Source organism: Archangium sp. (assembly GCF_036389735.1).
Classification (GTDB): Bacteria; Myxococcota; Myxococcia; order Myxococcales; family Myxococcaceae; genus Archangium.
This window is the reverse complement of sequence record NZ_DASVWK010000374.1, coordinates 1-20,674: the sequence shown is the minus strand read 5'-3', so window position 1 is coordinate 20,674 and position 20,674 is coordinate 1. Positions and strand designations below refer to the sequence as shown.

General features: G+C 69.2%; 14 protein-coding genes. 9 read left to right on the top strand and 5 right to left on the bottom strand.

What is annotated here, in order from left to right; genetic code table 11:
* The coding region (locus VF794_RS13225; protein ID WP_331110288.1) for a tyrosinase family protein at positions 1-1,090 on the top strand (1,090 nt) is incomplete at its 5' end.
* 34 nt (positions 1,091-1,124) lie between these two features.
* Here the strand turns inward: VF794_RS13225 and VF794_RS13220 are convergent.
* Entirely contained in the window at positions 1,125-1,676 is a 552-nt protein-coding gene (locus tag VF794_RS13220) for a hypothetical protein (RefSeq protein WP_331110286.1), read from the bottom strand.
* A gap of 49 nt (positions 1,677-1,725) precedes the next feature.
* Between VF794_RS13220 and VF794_RS13215 the strand changes: the two genes are divergently transcribed.
* Positions 1,726-2,937 carry an MFS transporter gene (locus tag VF794_RS13215; RefSeq protein WP_331110284.1) on the top strand — a complete coding sequence of 404 codons (1,212 nt, stop codon included), beginning with the start codon at positions 1,726-1,728 and terminating at the stop codon, positions 2,935-2,937.
* Positions 2,938-2,987: 50 nt separating this feature from the next.
* The gene (locus VF794_RS13210) at positions 2,988-4,763 is read left to right on the top strand and encodes a DUF885 domain-containing protein (protein WP_331110282.1); all 1,776 of its coding nucleotides are present in this window, start codon (positions 2,988-2,990) and stop codon (positions 4,761-4,763) included.
* Between the two features lie 3 nt (positions 4,764-4,766).
* Here VF794_RS13210 and VF794_RS13205 read toward each other — a convergent pair whose 3' ends face one another.
* Positions 4,767-6,272: a serine/threonine-protein kinase gene (locus VF794_RS13205; RefSeq protein WP_331110280.1), complete on the bottom strand. Its 1,506-nt coding sequence runs from the start codon at positions 6,270-6,272 to the stop codon at positions 4,767-4,769.
* A 363-nt stretch (positions 6,273-6,635) separates the two neighbouring features.
* Between VF794_RS13205 and VF794_RS13200 the strand changes: the two genes are divergently transcribed.
* The 5 genes from VF794_RS13200 (at position 6,636) to VF794_RS13180 (ending at position 15,681) form a co-directional block, all read left to right on the top strand.
* Entirely contained in the window at positions 6,636-11,696 is a 5,061-nt protein-coding gene (locus VF794_RS13200) for an Adventurous gliding motility protein K (protein WP_331110278.1), read from the top strand.
* 9 nt (positions 11,697-11,705) lie between these two features.
* Complete coding sequence (locus tag VF794_RS13195) at positions 11,706-12,407, top strand: isoprenylcysteine carboxylmethyltransferase family protein (RefSeq protein ID WP_331110276.1); 702 nt, start codon at positions 11,706-11,708, stop codon at positions 12,405-12,407.
* Positions 12,408-12,456: 49 nt separating this feature from the next.
* Positions 12,457-13,356 carry a 1,4-dihydroxy-2-naphthoyl-CoA synthase gene (locus VF794_RS13190; protein WP_331110275.1) on the top strand — a complete coding sequence of 300 codons (900 nt, stop codon included), beginning with the start codon at positions 12,457-12,459 and terminating at the stop codon, positions 13,354-13,356.
* Positions 13,357-14,306: 950 nt separating this feature from the next.
* Positions 14,307-14,918: a DUF6310 domain-containing protein gene (locus tag VF794_RS13185; RefSeq protein WP_331110273.1), complete on the top strand. Its 612-nt coding sequence runs from the start codon at positions 14,307-14,309 to the stop codon at positions 14,916-14,918.
* 31 nt (positions 14,919-14,949) lie between these two features.
* Positions 14,950-15,681, top strand: coding sequence for a DUF5953 family protein (locus tag VF794_RS13180; RefSeq protein ID WP_331110271.1), 732 nt, complete (start codon positions 14,950-14,952; stop codon positions 15,679-15,681).
* Positions 15,682-15,943: 262 nt separating this feature from the next.
* On the opposite strand, the gene VF794_RS13175 is transcribed toward VF794_RS13180, so the two are convergent.
* The 3 genes from VF794_RS13175 to mutS all read right to left on the bottom strand — a co-directional run bounded on the left by VF794_RS13175 (position 15,944) and on the right by mutS (position 19,801).
* Complete coding sequence (locus VF794_RS13175) at positions 15,944-16,630, bottom strand: hypothetical protein (protein ID WP_331110269.1); 687 nt, start codon at positions 16,628-16,630, stop codon at positions 15,944-15,946.
* Between the two features lie 87 nt (positions 16,631-16,717).
* Positions 16,718-16,978, bottom strand: a complete 261-nt coding sequence (locus VF794_RS13170; protein ID WP_331110267.1) for a kelch repeat-containing protein — start codon at positions 16,976-16,978, stop codon at positions 16,718-16,720.
* Positions 16,979-17,179: 201 nt separating this feature from the next.
* Positions 17,180-19,801, bottom strand: a complete 2,622-nt coding sequence (mutS, locus tag VF794_RS13165) for a DNA mismatch repair protein MutS (protein ID WP_331110290.1) — start codon at positions 19,799-19,801, stop codon at positions 17,180-17,182.
* 310 nt (positions 19,802-20,111) lie between these two features.
* On the opposite strand from mutS, the gene VF794_RS13160 reads away from it, so the two are divergent.
* Positions 20,112-20,674: Na+/H+ antiporter NhaA (locus VF794_RS13160; RefSeq protein WP_331110265.1), on the top strand; the 563-nt coding region annotated here is incomplete at its 3' end.

Sequence of the window (20,674 nt, the reverse complement as noted above, 5' to 3'; positions counted from 1 at the left end):
CTCCGGTTTGAGCCCCAGGGACCTGCCCGGCTACACCGTCCTGGACCATGCCACGCGCCGCGACCGCCTCTGCGCCGCGGCCTCCTCGGGGCTGCTGTGGCATGAGGACAAGCCCTTCCTCATCGAGAGCCTGGAGCAGCTCGCCAACACGGCCGAGTCCAACCCGGGTTCCATCGACGGCGAGGCCTGGGCGGATCCGCTCTCCCCCTACGGCTCGCACCACCACCTGGGACACGTGCTGCTCGCCCACCTCGCGCCCCCCTCCAGGACGGGGGGCCTGCCCGGCGTCATGGCCTCCCCGGCCACCGCGGCGAGGGATCCGCTCTTCTTCCGCTGGCACCGGCACGTGGACGACATCCTCGATGCCTGGCAGAGCACCCACCTGCCACCGCATGACCTGTCCGACGGGCCACGGGTGCTGATCCGCAAGTGGCTCGGCGATGGGCTCGCTCCGGCGCACCAGAGCCCGGACATCCTCCTGTGCCTGGACAAGGACCTCCCCGAGGCGGCCTCTCCGGACTTCGACGGGCAGCGCTGGGGCGAGGCCACCTTCGCCGGAGATTATTGGACCAGCCCTCCTCCGGCCTTCCGTCTGAGCAGCCAGATGCTCCGCACCCGCATGGTCCAGCACCCGGTGCGCCTCCCGGATGGGCGGGAGGTCCTCAAGCCGCGGCTCGAGCACGACCCGTTCCACTTCTTCCTACGGGTGGAGAACCAACTGCCGCGCGAGCAGAAGGTGACGGTGCGCATCTACGTCGCCGCGGATGCGTTCGCCGAGGATCGCCGGATGTGGATCGAGCTGGATCGGTTCGTCCACACGCTGCGGCCCTCGGAGCAGACCGTCCTCCACCGGCCCGCGAGTCAGTCCTCCCTGGTGCGAGAGCGAGGCTGGCCCGCCCACCTGCTGCTGCCGCGCGGTCGCGACGAGGGCATGCTCTTCCGCTTCATGGTGATGCTCACCGACGGGGAGCAGGACCACGAGGCAGGCTACCCGTTCAACCGGCCCCTGCCCCCGGGGCAGCGCATCGCGGAGCTGTCCATGCTGCCCAACGTGGCGACGCGGAACATCTGGCTCCACCACGGACCCTGAGTGCGCGCACGCCGCGCTGGGGCGCCAGCCCGGCTCAGTATTCGCCCCGCCGCTTGCGGATGTTCATGGCCTCGAGCTGCTTGAGCAGCTTCTCGCGCTCCTTCGAGAAGAGCTCACGCGCTCGGGGCCTCTGCTCCTCGCGCAGGAGCTTCTCCGCTTCGAGATAGGCCTGGGAGTCGTTGTCCTGCAGCTCGCGCAGCGCGGCCTGTGTCTGCTCGAACCGCTCGCGCCGCACCGCCATGCGCTGCGCCTCCTCCGGGGTGCTCGCCGCCCCCATGCCGCTCCCCTTGCCTCCATAGATGTCGTGCGTGCCACCCCCCTGGTAGTCCCCTTTCGAGGACTTCGCGCTCTGGGCACGCAACGCCTCCAGCCGCTGCCGGGGCAGGCGGTTGCGCTCCTGGAGGCTGAAGTCCATCTGCTCGAAGCGCTCCACCTGCTCGGGACTGAGGGCCAGCTCGTCCCGGTGTTCGAGCAGCACCACCAGGGAGGACTTGAAGTCCAGGGCCCCGTCCCCACCCGGGCGGGTGGACCGGGCGCAGGCGACGAGCGAGAGGGACACCCACAGCAGCAACAACTTCCGCGTCATGCGACTCCTCCGAATCGATCGGAGCCAGAGTCTGGCATGTTCGGGCACCATGCAGACCGACGCCGAGCACCGCATGCGCCCCAACATCTGGCGGCTCTACGCCATCCGGATGCTGTTCTACATGCAGTTCTTCTCCGCGGTCCTCGTGCCCTTCTTCACTGACTGGGGTGGCATCTCCCTGGCGCAGGTTCTCTTCCTCAACGCCTGGTTCTTCCTCTGCAACTTCCTCTTCGAGGTGCCCACCGGCACCGTGGCGGACTACCTCGGCCGCAAGGTGTCCATCGCCCTGGGCAACCTGGTGGGCCTCGTGGCGGCCCTCGTCTACGTATCCAAGCCGAGCTTCCTCGTGTTCATGGTGGCCGAGGCCATCTTCGCCATCGCCTACACCCTGCACTCCGGGGCGGATGAGGCGCTCGCCTACGACAGCCTCAAGGCCAGCGGGCACCCGGAGCGGGCCGCGCACGTCCTCGGTCGCATGGAGGCCTTCAAGCTCGGCGGCATCATCACGGGAACGCTCGTGGGCGGCTTCATCGCGAGCGCCTACGGACTGAGTGCGCCCATGCGGGCCTTCGTCTTCCCCGCCACCCTCGCCTTCCTCGTCGCGCTCACCCTGCGCGAGCCTCCCGAGTGGGCCAAGGAGCTGCGGACCCGGACGAGCTACACGCGCATCCTCGTGCAGGGAGGCCGCTACTTCCTCGGCCACAAGGTGGTGCGGCTGCTCGCCATCGAGCTCGCCCTCACCAACGCGCTGGCCTGGGGACTCATCTGGCTGTTCCAACCGCTGCTGGAGCGCAGCGGCGTGCCCCTGCGCTTCTTCGGGGTGGTGCATGCCCTCTCCTGCCTCGGGCAGATCCTCCTGCTCGGCAACGTCGTGCGGCTCGAGCGCCTGTTCGGCTCGACGCGGCGGCTGCTGCTCGGAGCTACCTTCATCGCGGGCGCGAGCTTCCTGCTGCTCGCCAGCACGCACTGGATGCCACTCGTCGCCGTGGGGATCATCGTGGGCTTCACCTTCGCCCTGCCACGCATCCCCCTCTTCAGCGCCTACATCAACCACCACATCCCGTCCGAGCAGCGGGCCACGGTGCTCTCCTTCGTCTCCATGGTGCGGACGTTCGCCATCGTGATGATCAACCCGATCATCGGCGTGCTCGCCGAGTGGTCGCTGTCGTGGACCATGGCCATCCTCGGCCTCGGGCTCATCGCGTTCGCGGCGGGCTCCCGCATCGAGGAGCGCCACCTCGTCAACGCGCCAGAAGCGTGACCCGGGCCCTTTTCTGGCACTACGGTCTCCGCCTCCAACGGGAGAACACCATGCGTTCCTGGCGATTCGTCGCAGTGGCCCTGCTCGTCACGGCCTTCACGGCGTCGGCCCAGCAGAAGGTCGAGGGCAATGACTGGGTGGCACGCAGCAACGCCCACTCGCAGGTGCTGCTGGACGCCATCGGGCGCTTCAGCCCCGAGGAGGCCTCGGACTTCGGGGCCGCCACCTACGATGACCAGGTGATGGATCTCGGCCCCCGCGTGGGCGAGCGCAGCCGCGCCGCCCTGTCCAAGGCCCAGGCCGAGCTGGAGAAGCGCCTCGCCGTGGAGAAGGACCCGAAGGTCCGTCAGGACCTGCGGATCCTGGTGACCACCGCCAAGGACAACCTCCAGGGCTCCACGCTCGACGAGCGCTACCTGCTCACCTGGATCGACGCGCCCAAGGTCATCTTCCGCGGGCTCCAGGGGCTGCTCGAGGAAGAGGTGGCCCCCGCCCGCCGCGCCAAGGCGCTCACCCGCCTGCGGCGCTATGTTGGCCTCGCTCCGGGCAGCAAACCGCTGACCGGGCTCGCCATGGCGCGCTTCGAGGAGGGGCTGTCCAACCCGAAGCGGCTGGGCCCGGTGAAGCTCGAGCTGGAGCAGGCCCTGTCCAACGCCCCCACCTACGTGAAGGGCATCCGCGAGCTGTTCACCACGTACGGCATCGCCGACGCCGAGCCCGCCCTCGCCGCGCTCGAGAAGCAGGTCACCGAGTACGTCCGCTGGCAGCGTGAGGTGGTCCTGCCTCGAGCGCGCGAGGACTTCCGTCTCCCTCCAGAGCTCTATGCCTTCGGGCTCAAACAGTACGGCATCGACATCCCTCCCGAGCAGCTCGTGCGCCGCGCGCAATTCGAGTTCCTGGAGATCCGCGCGCAGATGCAGGCCCTGGCCCCGCTCGTGGCGAAGGCCCGGGGGCTCGATGCCACGGACTACCGCGATGTCATCCGCCTGCTGAAGAAGGAGCAGCTCGGTCGCGAGCGCATCGAGCCGCACTACCGGGAGGTCATCGGAGAGCTGGAGCGGTTGATCGCGAAGCACCGCGTGGTGGACCTCCCGAAGCGCCCCATGGTGATGCGCCTCGCCTCGGAGGCCGAGAGCGCCGTCCAGCCCGCGCCCCACCTCAGAACGCCCCCCCTGGTGGACAACACCGGCGAGCAGGGCCAGTTCGTGCTGCCGCTGGGCAGTCCCAAGTCCGGCGACGGCCAGAAAGAGGTCTCCGACGACTTCACCTTCAGCGCCGCCGCCTGGTCGCTCTCCGCCCATGAGGGGCGCCCCGGCCATGAGCTCCAATTCACCGCCATGGTCGAGCGCGGCGTGTCGCTGGCGCGCAGCCTGTTCGCCTTCAATTCCGTCAACGTCGAGGGCTGGGCGCTCTACGCCGAGGCCGAGATGGTTCCCTACGAGCCCATCGACGGCCAGCTCATCGCCCTCCAGTTCCGCCTGCTCCGCGCGGCCCGGGCCATGCTCGACCCGATGCTCAACCTGGGCCAGCTCACGCGTGACGAGGCCGGCCGCATCCTCTCCGAGGACGTCGCCCTCTCCGGCGCCATGGTCCGACAGGAGCTCGACCGCTACACCTTCCGCGCCCCGGGCCAGGCCGGCAGCTACTTCTACGGCTACACCCGCCTCCTGGAACTGCGCGCCGAGACCGAGCTCGCCCTCGGCCCCAGGTTCGACCGCCTCGCCTTCAACAACTTCCTCCTCGACCAGGGACTGCTGCCGCCGGAGCTGCTGGCGAAGTCCGTGCGCGAGGAGTTCATCCCCTCCCGGAAGACCCCGTCACCCTGAGGACTACGTGAACGACTGGGACGGATCCACGCAAGGCACACAGAGCGGCGTCAAGGTGCGTGAGCCCACGCCCAGCTCGGCGGTGACCGCCTCCAGCGCGGCGGGCAGCAGCCGCGGATCCCTTCGCAGGACGCTCAGCGCGCGCGCCGACTCGGCCAGCGACGGCTCGGCGCTCTGCACCTGGATGACGAAGGTCGCCGCGCACAGCAGGGCGCTCGCGGCGCTCCTCGTGGGCGGTCCGGATTCACGTCCCGCGAACAGCACGGTCGAGAGGATCTGGTTGACCTCCGGGAGTTCGCCGCCGACGACGGGGCGTACCCGCGCCAGCGAGGGCAGCATGAAGCGCCGCGGCTCCTCCAGGCGCGCGGCCAGGGCGAGCGTACGGGCCGCCGTGAGGGCCAACGTCAGCTCCTCCTCGTCGCCGCCCAGGCGCTTCACACAGGAGCGCGTGAGTCGGATCAACAGCGTGGCGTATGACGCACTGCCCCCGATCACCCCCAGGGCCTCGTCGATCAGCCGGGCGTGCCAGGCGTGGAGCCGCGCGTCGAAGGACGGTTCGAACGACTCCTCATGCTCCGCCACGGACTCCTTCAGGGTCACCTTGGGCGCCGGAGCCGGCTCCGGATCCGGCTCCGGAGGAGGAGGCGGCGGTTGCACGGGGTGCAGCACCGGCGGAGGACCCGCGGGGGCCCGCCGTTTCGGATCCGCCCGGAACAGGGGCGCGAGGGTGAGCTCCTCCCCGAGCGCGCCGGCCTGCGCCTCCAGGGGCGAGCGGCGATCGGGGAACGCCCGGGCGAAGAGGTTGGCGATGTCGAGGTGATCCACCCCGAGCTGGCGCTCCACGAGGAAGTCACGCAGGGCGTCCGCGAAGACACGCGCCGAGGGGTACCGGGCCTCGGGCTCGGCGGCGATGGCGCGCAGCAGCACGGACCACAGCGACGGAGGACACCCGGGAATCGGCGCCAGGACGCGCTCGTCGAAGGCGGCGATCTTCTGGGCGACCTGCGGATCGGAGGCCTCGAAGAGGGGACGTCGGGCGAGCAGCTCATAGAGGAGCAGCCCGAGGCGGAAGACGTCTCCGCGCGAACCCACGGGGCGGCCCCGGGCCTGCTCGGGCGCGGGATGGGGACTCTCATTGCGGAGGACCCCACCCGGATCCACGAGCTTCACCTCGCCACTCCGGCAGATTCGCACCTGCGAGGGGTGAAGACCCCGGTAGCCAGCGCGAGTCTGCTGAGCGCAGGCGAGGCCCTCGGCCACCTGCTGGACGATGAAACACACCTGCCGCAGCCCGAGCCCCCCGCGCTCCCGTGCCGCTCCGATGAGTGAACGCAGCTCCTCGCCGTCCACGAACTCCAGGACCCGGCAGGGCTGCCCCTTGCCCAGACCCGAGTCGAGCACCCGCACCACATTGGCGTGCTGGACTGCCGCGGACGTCCGGGCCGAGCCCAGGAAGGACTCGACCAGGGTCATGTCCTTCGCCGGCTCGGGCAGCAAGCGTTCGAGCATGACCGGCTCGCTGGATGCTCCCTCGCCCACCACCCTGGCGAGGAAGAACTCGACCGCCGCGTCTTCAGCCAGCTTTCTTACGATTCGATACGACCCCACGTGCGCCCCCGGCCACCTGCCCGTCTCAACCCGGGCCTCAACCAACCCCGGGCAACCTAGGCATCGGGAGGAAGCTAGGAAGCCCCCCTTGGCCAGCACCGGACCCTCGGGTCGGGGTGGTTCGCCCGGCAGCGGACATCCCGGAGGGCTGGCAGGCAAAATTCCAAGAAAGTCGGGAAGTTGAGCCACCCGCCGGGCGCATGGTACGACCCGGGAAGGCCCGCGTTTCCTGGCCTTGATTCCACTCACGGAGCCGGCTTTCCCATGAGCGAGCGCAACGATCTGCCGAGGACCCCGTCCTTGACCTCCCCCGGTGTACCCGTGGCCGCCGTCACGCAGGGAGGGGCCCCCAGGCCAGTGTCCGAGGCCCTCGCCTCCAACCTCTCCACCCTCCCCGCCGCCGCCACTCCCGAGCAGGAGGTGCGCGAGCGCATCGCCGCCCTGGAGCGCGAGGCGCGTGCGCTCGGCACCGAGCCCCAGGCCGCCCTTCTCTTCCATGAGATCGGTCTGCTCTGGGAGGACGCCCTCAAGAACCCGCGCAACGCCGCCGTCGCCTACCAGAACGCGTACCGGCTCGCGCCCCGCTTCCTCGCCAACATCCGCGCCGCGCGCCGCCTCTTCGCCGACGTGGGCAACTGGCAGATGGTCATCCAGCTCCTCGACGCCGAGCTGGGCGCCACCGAGGCCCCCCGCGATCGCGCCGCACTCCTCTTCGAGAAGGGCACGCTGCTCGACGAGCGCCTCTCGCGCGAGGAGGACGCCCGCACCGCCTTCCGCCAGTGCGTGGAGCTCAAGCCCCAGGACGTGGCGCTCCTCACCCAGCTCGAGGCCCTCTTCTCCGCGCGCGGTGACTATCCCTCGCTCGTCGAGACGTACCGGCTGCTGGCCAGCACGCTGGAGACGCCCGCCCTGCGCGCCCACTACCTCGCCTCCGCGGGCCTGGTGCTCGAGGATCGCCTCAAGCGCCCCGACCTGGCCGCCGCCTGCTTCCGCGAGGCCTTCGCGTTGGATCGCACGGACCTGCTCCTGCTCAACGCCCTCAAGCGCGTGGCCGTTCGCGAGGGCCGCGCCGAGGAGCTGCTCGAGGTCCTCACCGCCGAGGCCGAGGTGCTCGGCGAGCAGGGCGCTCCCGCGTGGCTCCAGCTGTGCAAGATGTACGAGCGGCTCGGGCGCAAGGAGGAGGCCCTGGCCGCGCTGCTCGACGCCCGCCGCGTCAGCCCCACCGAGTCGCTCGTCCTCTCCGCGCTCGCCAACATCTACGAGACGCGCCAGCGCTTCGAGGAGCTGGCGGACGTGCTGATCGCCTGGGTCGCCTGCATCAACGACGAGAGCGAGATGGTGGCCATCAACCTGCGCCTCGCCGCCCTCTACGAGGAGGAGCTCAAGCGCGACGTGGACGCCATCGCCCGCTACCAGGCCATCCTCGCCCGCCTCCCCGGCCACTCCGCCGCGCTCGCCGGCCTGGGCAAGCTCTTCTACCGCACCCGCAACTGGGAAGGCCTCGTCTCCGTCTTCGACGCCGAGAGCGCCGCCGCGCAGGATCCCAAGGAGAAGGCCGCCCGCCTCTTCAAGGCCGCCGAGGTGCTCGAGGAGCGGCTCGCGCGCCAGGAGGAGGCCATCCAGCGCTACAACACCTGCCTCCAGCACCAGCCGGGCTACCTCCCCGCGCAGAAGGCCCTCACCCGCCTCTTCGAGCGCCAGGGCCGCTTCGCCGAGCTCGTCGCCATGTACGAGCAGGACCTGCTCCAGACGCAGGACCGCGAGCAGATCATCACCACGCTCAACAAGGTGGCCGTCCTCTACGAGGAGCGCCTGAGTGACCTGGACCACGCCATCGAGTGCATGCGGCGCATCCTCGATCTGGCGTCGGACCACCTGCCCACCATCCGCAACCTGTCGCGGCTGCTGGAGCGTGCCGGGCGCTTCCAGGATCTCATCACCCACCAGGAGCTGGAGGCTTCGCTGGTGGGTGACACCAAGCAGGTGATCTCGCTCTACCACCGCAACGCGGAGATCCTCGACGAGCACCTGAAGGATCGCGCGGGCGCCATCGCCGCCTACGAGCGCGTGCTCACCCTGTCGCCCTCGTACCTGCCCGCGCTCAAGGCGCTGGGCCGGCTGTACGCGCAGGAGGGCAAGTGGGACCTGCTCATCCGGATGTACCGGGCCGAGGCCGAGTTCGCCACCTCCCCCGAGGCCGCCGCCGCGCTCATCTACAAGATCGGCGAGCTGTGCGAGCACCGGGTGAAGGACGAGCACCAGGCCATCGCCTCGTACCAGGAGGTGCTCACGCTCGCGCCGAGCTACTTCCCGGCGCTGCGCGCGCTGGCGCGCCTGTACAAGGCGCAGGGCGCGTGGGAGAGCCTCGTGGAGGTGCTGCGCGCCGAGGCCGCCAACCGCACGGACCCGATGGAGCGCGCCAACGCCCTCTACCAGGCCGCCACCATCTGGGAGGATCAGCTCAAGCGGCCGGACATGGCCATCGAGGTGTTCCAGGAGGTGCTGCGCATGACGCCGGGCCACGCGGCCACGCTGCGCGCCCTGGAGCGGCTGTACCTCGCGGACGAGGACGTGAAGGAACTGGTGGGCCTGCTGGATCGCGAGACGCAGGTGGGCCACACGCCTCGGGCCAAGGTGGCCGCGTACATGAAGCTGGCGCGGCTGTACCTGGATCACTTCCAGGAGCCCACGCGCGCGGCCCAGTGCTGCGAGTCCGCGCTCGCGCTGGAGCCCGGCCACCTGCTGGCCCTCAAGACGCTGGAGCGCGTGCGTGCCGGGGATCGTGCCCGCCGCGGCGAGCTGCGCCTGCGCATCGCCGAGCTGGTGGGTGATGCGCGCTTGAGCAACGCGCTGCGGATCAACGCCTCCACCGACCTGGACAAGGGCGTCGACCTGGAGTCCCTCAAGCGCGGCGTGGCGGAGAACCCGCGCGACGCCCGGCTCTCCTTCGCCCTGGAGCGCGCCCTGCGTCAGGCGGGCGACGCGGCCGGCCTGTCCGAGCTCTACCTCCGCCGCCTCTCGGTGGTGGCGGACGAGCTGGAGCGCGTGGAGCTGATGCTGCGCAGCGCGGACCTGGACGAGACGCGCCTCAACAACCCCACCCGCGCCGAGCAGGCCTACCGCGCGGTGCTCCAGCTCCAGCCCCAGTGCCTGCCGGCCCTCCAGGGCCTGCGGCGCGTGATGGCCCGCAAGGGTGATACCGCCTCCGCCCGGGTCCTCCTGGAGAACGAGGCCCGCTCCAGCAGGGATCCGCGCAGCGCCATCGAGGCGTTCGTCGCCGCGGCCCGGCTCGCCGCCGGCCCGCTCCAGGACACCGAGGGCGCCATGGCCCTCTACCGCCTGGCCCTGGAGAAGGATCCGCTCGACGCGGCGGCGACCTCGGGCCTGGAGGATCTGCTGGCGGCGCGCGGAGGCGCGACGGACCTGGCGGCGCTCCAGGAGCGGCGCGGCGAGGCCCGGCTGGCCCAGCGCGACACCGAAGGGGCCGCCACGGCCTTCCTCGGCGCGGCGAAGACGTACCTCACCGCGATTGGCGACAAGGCCCGCGCCCTGCAACTGCTGGAGCGCACCCTGTCCCTCCAGCCGGCCACTCCCGAGGCCCTGGACCTGCGCGCCCACCTCCTGCTGGAGGAGCGCCAGTACGCCGAGGCCGCCACCACGCTCACCCAGCGCCTCCCGCTCGGCGGCGACCCCGCCCTCCTGGGGCGGATGCACCTCACGCTGGGCTCGCTGTACCAGGACCATCTGGCCGAGCCGAGCCGCGCCGCTGTCCACCTGAACAGCGCTCGAGAGGCCCTGCCCCAGAACGCCGAGGTGCTGGAGCGTCTGGCCACCCTCTTCCAGCAGGTGCGCAACTGGAGCGGTGCCATCGAGTGCCTGAAGCGGCTGCTCGACCTGGAGCTCCCGCTGGCCGAGCGCGCGCGCCACACCGTGACGCTGGCGCAGATGCATGAGGGGCTCGGTGACGGCGCCAGCGCGTCCGCGCTGTACCGTCAGGCGTTGGATCTCACCCCGAGCGACACGGGCCTCGTGGACCGGCTGGCCGGCCTCTACGAGCGCGCCGGCAACCTGCCGGACCTGGCGCAGATGCTGGAGGCCCAGGCCGCCCAGGCCCACGCCAGCGGAGACCTGAAGCGCGCGGCCTCGCTGCGCCTGAAGGTGGCGGACCTCTTCGCCGGCCCGCTGGATCAGCCCGCCCGCGCGGTGACGCTGTACCGGCAGATCGTCGACGGCGACACCACGAACGTCGCGGCGCGCACGGCCCTCGCGGGGATGTACATGCGTGACGCGGCCTCGGCGCAGCTCGCCATCGAGGAGCACCGGCAGATCCTCCGCCTGGATCCCACCCGGCTGGAGAGCCTGCACGCCCTCTTTCGGCTGTGGGAGGGCCTCAAGCAGAACGACAAGGCATTCTGCGCGGCGGCGGTGCTGCACTTCCTGCGCTCGGCCAACGAGGCGGAGGTCGCCTTCTACACGGAGCTGCGCACCCGGCTGCCCCAGGAGACGCAGGAGCGGCTGAGCCTCGCGGACGTGGACACCGGGGTGATGCACCCCCTGTCTCGCGGGGCGCTGCTCGAGGTCCTCCGCGCCGTGGGTGACCAGGTCGGCAAGATGCACCCGCCGCAGTTCGAGCTGCTCGGGGTGGATCGCAAGAACGACAAGCTCAAGCCGGACAACGCGGTGTTCAAGGCCGTGCGCTCCGTGGCGCAGGTGTTCGGCGTGGAGGAGTTCGAGGTCTACCAGTCCCGCCGTGGACTCATCGGCCTGGAGACGACCGAGCCGCTGTCGGTGTGCGTGGGCCAGGACGTGGTGCGCCGCTTCAACGCCCGTGAGCAGAAGTTCCTCATCGGCCGCGCGATGCTGGGCCTGCTCAACAAGACGGCGGTGCTCTCCAAGCTGTCGCGAGGCGAGACGGCGGACCTGTTCGGCAACTCGGTGCGCATCTTCGCCCCGCAGTTCACCGCGCTGGGCCGCAACAACGAGGAGATGGTGAAGCAGTACCGCCGGGCCTACTCGCGCAAGGCGCTCAAGGCGCTGGAGCCGGCCGCCCTGGAGCTCGGTCCCCAGCCCAAGGTGGAGCTGGAGCTCGTGCTGGAGGGCCTTGGCTACTCGGCGGACCGCGCCGGTCTGCTGATGTGCGGCGACGTGTCGGTGGGCCTCAACCTGGTGCTGCGCGAGGATCCGAACTTCGCCAACACGCGCGTGGAGTCCCCCGAGCCCCTGCTCCAGGCCCTGCGCGAGCGCACGGACCTGGGCCAGCTCCTCTCCTACGTCCTGTCCGACGAGTTCCTGCGCCTGCGCCAGCGGCTCGGCCTGTCGCTGTAGCCATCCCCGATGAGTGAGCAGAACACCCCCAGGAAGAAGCCCGTGGTGCCCCAGGCAGTGCTCGTCCCCCTCTGCCTGGCCGCCATGGGCGCGCTGGTCTTCCTGTCCGCGGGCCGGCTCGATTGGACGGGCGGTTGGCTCTTCCTGGGGCTGATCGTCTTCAGCCTCCTGGCCAACGCCCTCACCGTGCGCCTGTTGAACCCGGTGCTCCGCGAGGAGCGCTGGAAGGAGCGCGCGGACACCAAGCCGTTCGACCGGATCATCGCCTACGTCTACCTGTCCATGCTGCTGGCGATGACGCTCGTCGGGGGGCTCGACAACGGCCGCTTCGGCTGGTCGTCACTGCCCGGGTGGTGTGCCCCGGTGGGGGTGCTCCTGCACGTGCTGGGGCAGCTCCCCATGCTGTGGGCCTACTCCACCAACCCCCACCTGGAGACGACGGTGCGGGTGCAGAAGGATCGCTCTCACAGGGTCATCACCACGGGCCCCTACCGCTTCGTGCGCCACCCCATGTACCTCGGGCTCATCCTGATGCTGGTGGCCTGGCCCCTCGTCTTCGGCTCCGCCTGGGCGTACGGGCCCGCGCTGGTCGCGCTGATCGCGTACATCGTCCGCACCTCGTTCGAGGACCGCACCCTCCAGCACGAGCTGCCCGGCTACGCGGAGTACACGCGGAGCACCCGCTACCGCCTCGTGCCCTTCATCTGGTAGCCGCACTGCGTTGACGCTAGGGTCGCCCCCTTCCAGGAGGGAGACGACCATGACAGTGTCCGCCATCTTCAATCCCGCGCGCTGGCGCGAGGTGGAAGGCTTCAAGTTCAAGGACATCACCTACCACCGCGCCGTGGAGCACGGCACGGTGCGCATCGCCTTCAACCGGCCCGAGGTGCGCAACGCCTTCCGGCCCAAGACGGTGGACGAGCTGTACACCGCGCTGGATCATGCGCGCATGACGACGGACGTGGGCTGCGTGCTCATCACCGGCAATGGCCCGTCGCCCAAGGATGGGGGTTGGGCGTTCTGCTCGGGCGGAGATCAGCGCATCCGCGGCAAGGACGGCTACAAGTACGAGGGTGACCAGGCCGGCAAGCCGGATCCGGGCAAGCTGGGCCGGCTGCACATCCTCGAGGTGCAGCGGCTGATCCGCTTCATGCCCAAGGTGGTCATCGCCGTGGTGCCCGGGTGGGCGGCGGGTGGCGGACACAGCCTGCACGGGGTGTGCGACATGACGCTGGCCAGCAAGGAGCACGCCATGTTCAAGCAGACGGATGCGGACGTGGCGAGCTTCGACAGCGGCTACGGCTCGGCGCTGCTGGCGCGGCAGGTGGGCCAGAAGAAGGCGCGGGAGATCTTCTTCCTGGGCCTCGACTACACGGCGGACCAGGCCGCGGCCATGGGCATGGTGAACGCGTCGGTGCCGCACGAGCAGCTCGAGGACGTGGCCCTGGAGTGGGCGGGCCTCATCAACTCCAAGAGCCCCACGGCCATGCGGATGCTGAAGTACGGCTTCAACCTGCCCGACGACGGCATGGTGGGCCAGCAGCTCTTCGCCGGCGAGGCCACGCGGCTCGCCTACGGCACCGAGGAGGCGCAGGAGGGCCGCGACTCCTTCCTGGAGAAGCGCCCGAAGAACTTCAAGCGCTTCCCCTGGCACTACTAAAGGAGTGTCCACGAGGTTTTTGGAATGGGAGGCGGCGGGAATCGAACCCGTGCCGGGCGGTGCGAAGCTCCCAGCAGAATCGCGCCCTTACCTCGTAACCGCCCGGAATGCTTGGGAAGCGGCATCCCGCCGCGTCCCCTCCTGTCCCGCCCCGGTCCGGCTCATTCCGCACGCTCCTGCGACATACGTGCAACATGACGGGGGCAGCCACCTCCCGCCGCTAGACATCCTGGGCTGTGTGGCCCGCCGTTTCCGTGGCCGTCCTGAACATGCGGCTCGCTCCCGCTGCCGGGTTCTTGAGCTGGAGCTGCTGCGACAGGGGGCATCAGCTCTAGCGGTTGCGAGGGCTCAACCGGGACGATGCTGGAAGGGCGAGTCGAGGCGCCAGCGGCCTGGATACCCGGCCCCCCTTCAGTCGTGGGCAAGCGGCCCCTGTCCTGGCACCGTCCGCGAGCGCGCCCACTGGCACGGCTAGCGCCTTGGGAGCCATCCATAGGTCCGAGCTGCGGCTGCTGCACCCTCGTCCCCCTGCCGCTCCCCTTGCGAGCGTTCGTGACGGTAGGGGCGCGCTGTCATACTCCGAACCACCCCGCCAAGACCATTCAGGTCTTGAATCGGTTGAGGGTTCGGCCATGCGTCTCCGAGCGTGCATCGCACTTCTGCTCTTTCTCTCAGCCTGTACGACGACACCGCCCAACCCAACACAGCCAGCAGCCCGGGACCCGAGGCTCGCCAACCTCCAGCGAGCGGCGACGCTGCCCTGGACGGACGGGGGCCGATGCGCCGTCCAGGAGGCTTCCGAGCCCTGGCCCGTGCTGGCGGAGAGGTGTTACCACGCTCTGGACCATGAAAGGGTTCGGTTTCGAGACATCACGGGCAGATGCGCCGTTGCCTCCGCAGGTGCGGCAGTGGGCGTAGGACTATGTGTCCTGGCGGCGCCGGAGATCATCGTGGGAGCGGTCATCGTCGCGGGCGTGGTGGTGGTGGGATTCGCCATCAAAGAGGCGCTGGATGTGTATGAGCTGAAATGGGCCGATCAAGAAGACGCAAAGCCCGCGCCTGAAACGCGGCCCGTGCCTGAAACGAAGCCCGCTCCGCAGGAACCCTCGCCGGAAAAAAGGTCCAAGCCAGAGCCAAAAGGGCCGGACTTCCCTCCCGTGGGGCCAACCGAAGTCTCGGAGCGGGAGCGCCGTCCGGAGTGCAAGCCTCGACGGGTGCCGCCCAAGGGCGGGAACAAGCTGCACAACAAGTGCGCTGACGGGATCAAGTTCAACGCCTACCGTGGGGCTAACGCGCTGGTCAACGGCAAGGCTTTCGACGCATTGCAAGTTGTCGCGGGCGTGCTTTGGGAGGTGAAGACTGATAACTACGACTCGTACCCGCTCGAATTTCAAGACATTGTAGTAAGAAAGCATGTGCGTGATTTCCTGTTCGAGCGTGAACTTGCGAGGGCGTGCGGATTTGACTTTCGGGTCGGCGTGCGAAGTGCCGCACACAAAAAGGCGCTGGAGTACGCCGAACCGGCGCTCGAAAACCTGATCGTCGTCATGGATTGGTGCTGAAATGCCAGCTACACGAGAGAATCAGATCGGCATGATCGTCTATGCGCCTGCGCTTGCGGGCGATGATGGCCGAACTTTGGCTGTTGTTCATGCAATGGAACGCGCACACCCCGGCTTGCACATTGGGTTGATGATCTCTGACGAGGGGAAGCTTATTCCGTTGCCGGAACGCGACGCATTCGTCGCCCGCGAGTCTGGTCGTGGGGAAATGCCACCGCTGCGCAGCACTGATGACAACTTCCGAGTCAGCGTGACGGGATGGGGAAAGCCGGCGGGGATTTCTCCTGGCGGTCGGGCTCAATTCGAATTCCATGTGGCGCTACCTCTGTCCGCCGCCGGCAGCGCGACTGCGGCAGCCTTACTGGAGGCCGTGGCGGAGGACGCACGCGCGTTCTGGGGTCACGCGACGCCGTTCAGCGCGGGGGTGGATATTGCACGCCAGACGAAGAATCGGCCAGACGACCTGAAGCCGCCTCCTCGCGGCTTGCCGGTGATCAAGTCCCCTGTTGCCATGCGCTCGCCTGAGATTCCGCATCGCCTCGGATGGCTGAACTACTGGTCGGATGCTGCCGCACGGGCCATCGGCTTTCCGGACCCCGCCCGCGACACGGAGTTGCTTTCGCGCTCACGGCGTACCGCGACGGGCGGGTGGGTTGTCCGGCTCACGGATGCGCCGCTCGACCTGGACAACCCCGCGCACCTGGACACGCTCAAGCGGGCTTACGAGCGCTTCCTGGAGATCGGCGGGCGCTCCACCCCTTGAGGCTCGGCACGGCTCGCAATGGCCGTGGTTTGCTTTCGATCTGGGTTAGGGCGCTTCTGCGAACCTGAACCAGATGAAAATGGGGCGATGGTGACCATCGCCAGGTAGTCGGCCGCCCGCTTCTCGTAGCGGGTAGCCTTCCGAACTTGGCCTTCACGTCGACGAGATAGTTGGTGGCGTAGCAAAACTGCGCCTGTCCGGCATGCGGCTCGCATCGACCGCAAAGCCGTCACCGCCGACCAGTCCCTCGGCGATGCAGCGCTCATGCTTCCGGGTCCGGGGGACCGCTGCCGTCGGGGCTTACGAATCGCGTGAGCATCGAGGTCACCTTGAACACCCCGAAGAACCTGTGGGCGATGGTGATACTTCCCTGGAAGCCGGGGAGGCCGTGAATCTCGACCGTGTAGATCCGCTCGTTGCGCGTTTCCGGATTACCGAACGCCATGAAGTCCAGCGGCTTCTCGTCATACAGGAGGTCGATGCCGGCTTCGAGGGCCTGCCGCTCCGCATCGGCGTCGCTGACGAGCCGGTGATAGATGTGGCCGATCCGATAGTCCGACGGCAGAGGCGCCTTCTGCGACTTGTAGATCAGGCCGCACGACAGCGCCGTGAAGAACTCGTCGAAACGCGCGTGGTCCACGGAGTACATGACGCCCCCGGGGACCTTGAAGGATCCCTTCAGCAGCATCCGTCGCAGCGCATTGCTGTTGTGCGAAAGCTGCGGGACGACCCTCTCCTGGAACACCTCTCTCGCCCGATTGCTCGGCGACGCGTTCATGCAGATCTGCGCCAGCACATAGAGGTCGTTCGTCGACTTGTCGTTGTTGTGCGCCTTGCAGGACTTGACGGTGAGCAGCTGCAACCTCTCGCCCTCGGGGAAGAATGAGCGCGGCGGGATGTGCTCCTTCGTGGTCCCCTTCTCGGTGCAGCCTTGGAAATAGCAGTTCATACCAGCCTTCCGGTCCCATCGATCCACGCCGCCCTCCGACGGCCGGCGCGCCACCGGCCATCCTCGGCTGCGAGCGCGCATGGTGCCTCAGCCGGCCCGAGCCGTGAAGCGACAACGAGGCCAGCGGCCCTCCTCTGCCTCTCTGATCCCCCCCTTGCCGTTGGGCAGCAGCGTGGCGGTGTGATTGACGCGCGCGGCGGACGGGGTGGCGGTGGCGCTCCAAGTGTTGGACGCGGGGTCGTAGAACGCTGCGGAGCTCTGGTAGGTGGATGCGGCGTAACCGCCGAAGACGAGCACCTTGCCACTGGGGAGCAGGAGGGCGGTGTGGTAGCTGCGGAGCGCGCTCATGGAGTGGGTAGAGCTCCAGGAGTTGGCGAAGGGGTATGCGCCCTCCAGATTTGGTCCGAATTTGGTCCGACAAGAACCGATTTGGTCCCCCGAGGCGAGCCGCGCATCTTCGTTGGAAGAAGGCTCTGCTCAGAGCGGCGGGCAACCTCTAGTGGAGGCGGTGGGAATCGAAGCCGCGTCCGATAAAACCGCCGCCCTCGCCTATTTCAGCTCGCGCTGGAGCTTGGCGAGCAGGTTGAGGGCGTCCAGCGGCGTCAGCTCGTCCACCTTTACCGCCCGCAGCGCCTCCAACGCCTTCTGATAGCTCGGCTCCAGCTTGGGGCCGGGCTCGGCCCCCCCGCCGAACAGGCCGAGTTGCCCCGGTGACGGCGCTCCTCGCCCGCTCTTGCGCGCCAGCCTCGGCCGTCCGCTGTCGTCGAACTCGCCGGACTCCAGGTTCTGGAGGATGTCCCGCGCCCGCATCACCACCTCGGGTGGCAGGCCCGCGAGCCTCGCCACTTCAATCCCGTAGGAGCGGTTGGCCCCGCCCGGCACCAGCTTGCGCAGGAAGAGCACCTTGCCCCCCTGCTCCTTCACCGCCACGCACATGTTCTTCACCCGGAGCTTCTCCCGGGAGAGGTCCACCAGCTCGTGGTAGTGCGTGGCGAAGAGCGTGCGCGCCCCCACCTTGTCGTGCAGGTGCTCGGCCACCGCCCAGGCGATGGAGAGGCCATCGTAGGTGGACGTGCCTCGGCCGATCTCATCCAGCACCACCAGGCTGCGCCGGGTGGCGTGGTGGAGGATGTGGCTCGTCTCCGTCATCTCCACCATGAAGGTGGACTGTCCGCGCGCCAGGTTGTCCGCCGCGCCCACGCGCGTGAAGATCCGATCGCACAGGCCGAGGTGCGCCGCGCCCGCCGGCACGAAGCTGCCCGACTGCGCCATCAGCACCGTGAGCGCCACCTGCCGCATCACCGTGCTCTTGCCCGCCATGTTGGGGCCGGTGATGACGAGGATCTGCGCGTCCTCCGAGTCCATCCTCACGTCGTTGGGGACGAAGGCCTCCCCCGCCCCCAGCACGCGCTCCACCACCGGGTGGCGCCCGGCGGTGATGCTCAGCACCTCGGACTCGTCCACCATGGGCCGCACGTAGCCGTACTCGGCCGCGCACCGCGCGAAGGACAGCAGCGCGTCGCTGGTGGCCACCGCCTCCGCCGCCGAGCGCAGCCGGGGCGCCTCCTTCACCACCATGGCCCTCAACTGCTCGAAGAGTTCCAGCTCCAGCGCGCTCCGCCGCTCCTCCGCGGTGAGCACCTTCTCCTCGTACTCCTTCAGCTCCGGGGTGATGAAGCGCTCGGCGCCCACCATCGTCTGCTTGCGGATGTAGTCCGAGGGCACCAGGTGCAGGTTCGCCTTCGTCACCTCCAGGTAGTACCCGAACACCTTGTTGTAGCGGATCTTCAGCGAGTTGATGCCCGTGCGCTCCCGCTCGCGCGTCTCGATCTTGAGCAGGTAGTCCTTACCGGAGGTGGATAGCTCCACCAGCTCGTCCAGCTCGGCGTGGAAGCCCGCGCGGATGAAGCCGCCCTCCTTGAGGCTGGTGGGCGGCTCGTCCACCACTGCCCGCAGCAGCAGGTCCGCCAGCTCCGGCAGCGCCCCGAGCGGGCCCGCCAGGGACTTGAGCAACGGGGCCTCGCAGCGCCCGAGCATCGCCCCCAACCGGGGCAGCTGCGCCAGCGAGAGGGCGAGCGCGCGCAGATCCCTCGCGTTGCCCGCGCCCAGCGACAGCCGACCGCACAGACGCTCGATGTCACCCACCTCCTTGAAGGTGGTGGTGAGCTCCTCGCGCCACACGCTGCGCTGGGACAGCTCCTCCACCGCGTCCAGGCGGGCGTTGATCTCCGGCAGCGAGTACAGGGGCGCGGCGAGCCACCGGGCCAGCTTGCGCGCGCCCAGGCCCGTGGCCGTCCTGTCCAGCACGCCCAGCAGCGAGCCCTTGCGTCCCCCATCCCGCAGGGTACGCAGCACCTCCAGGTTGCAGCGGGAGGCCTCGTCCATGAGGAGGTGGCCGCCGCGCTGCTGGCGGCTGAGCCGATCCACGTGAGCTGCCTGCGTCTTCTGGGTGTCCTTGAGGTAGCGCAGCGCCGCGGCGGCGGCACCCGTGGCCAGGGGCGCCTCGTGGAGCCCGAAGGCCTCCAGCGACTGCACCGCGAAGTGGGTGCGCAGGTAGAGCGCGGCCCGCGCCGGCTCGAAGGCGGCCTTCTCCAGCTCCGCCACCGCCGGGGGCCTGGGCAGCCGCGCCACCAGCGTGACCGTGTCCGGGGCGTCCCGCTCCCCCTCGGGCACCAGCAGCTCGCGCGGCTCCACCCGGGCCAGCGCCTCCACCAGCTCCTGGGTCGTCTCCGCCTCCAGGCTGAAGAACTCGCCCGTGGAGGCCTCCAGCAGCGCCGCTCCGAAGCCCTGCGCCCCGGGGTACACGGCGGCCAGGAAGTTGCTCGCCCGAGGCTCCAGCGCGTCCTCGTCCAGCACCATGCCCGGGGTGATGACGCGCGTCACCTCGCGCTTGACGAGCCCGGGACCGGTGCCCGCCTCCTCCACCTGCTCGCAGATGGCCACCTTCAGCCCGTGCTCCACGAGCCTGGCGATGTAGCGGCGCGCCGAATGGTACGGCACCCCGGCCATGGGCACCTTCTCCGCGTTCTTCGCCCGCGCGGTGAGGGTGATCTGGAGGATCTCCGAGGCACGCACCGCGTCCTCGAAGAACATCTCGTAGAAGTCCCCGAGCCGGAAGAAGAGGATGGCGTCCGGATTGAGCGCCTTCGTCTCGAGGTACTGCCGCATCATCGGGGTGAGCGTGCCGATCTCCCGCGCTCCGGCTGGCTGCTCGCCCGCCGCCTCGGCCAGAGCCTCGGCCTCTTCCCCGTGTCCCTTGCCTGCCTTCGCCTGCGTCGCGCCCATCGCCGACCCTTGTCTCATGCGTCCGGTCCCGGATCAACAGAACACATGACCTCCGCAGTCCACCCGCCCACACCTACTCCGCCGATGGCTAGCACGCCCCCCTGGTAGGGGAACGTATCGGGCTGGAAAAATCGTCGAGGGAGCCGGCCGAAAACGATGGTCAGGAGGTACTTGGGGATGCAACCTGTGCGGCGCAATGGAGAACCGCACCGTCGTCCGTCCCGTCCCCCGGCTCTTCAAGGTCGCCGTCGCGCCCCTCCAGGCCTTCTTCCAACTGGAGGCGAGCAGCGGCATCCTCCTGGCGCTCTGCGCCGTGGCGGCCATGGTCTGGGCCAACTCCCCGTGGGCCGACACCTACGTCTCCCTCTTCGACGCGCCCCTGGCCCTCGGGCTGGGGGGCACCCTCGCCCACTTCACCTTCCGTGAACTCATCAACGACGGGTTGATGACGATCTTCTTCTTCCTCGTGGGGATGGAGATCAAGCGGGAGCTGGCCGCCGGAGAGCTGCGCACCGTGTCGAAGGCGTTGCTGCCCCTCATCGCGGCGATGGGCGGCATGGTGGTGCCGGCGGGCATCTACGCGGCGCTCAACGCGGGCACGCCGGCGCTGAAGGGCTGGGCCATCCCCATGGCCACGGACATCGCCTTCGCCATCGGGACCCTCACGCTGCTCAAGGGGCGGGTGAGCCACGGGCTGGTGGTGTTCCTCACCGCGCTGGCCATCTTCGACGACATCGGCGGCATCCTGGTCATCGCCCT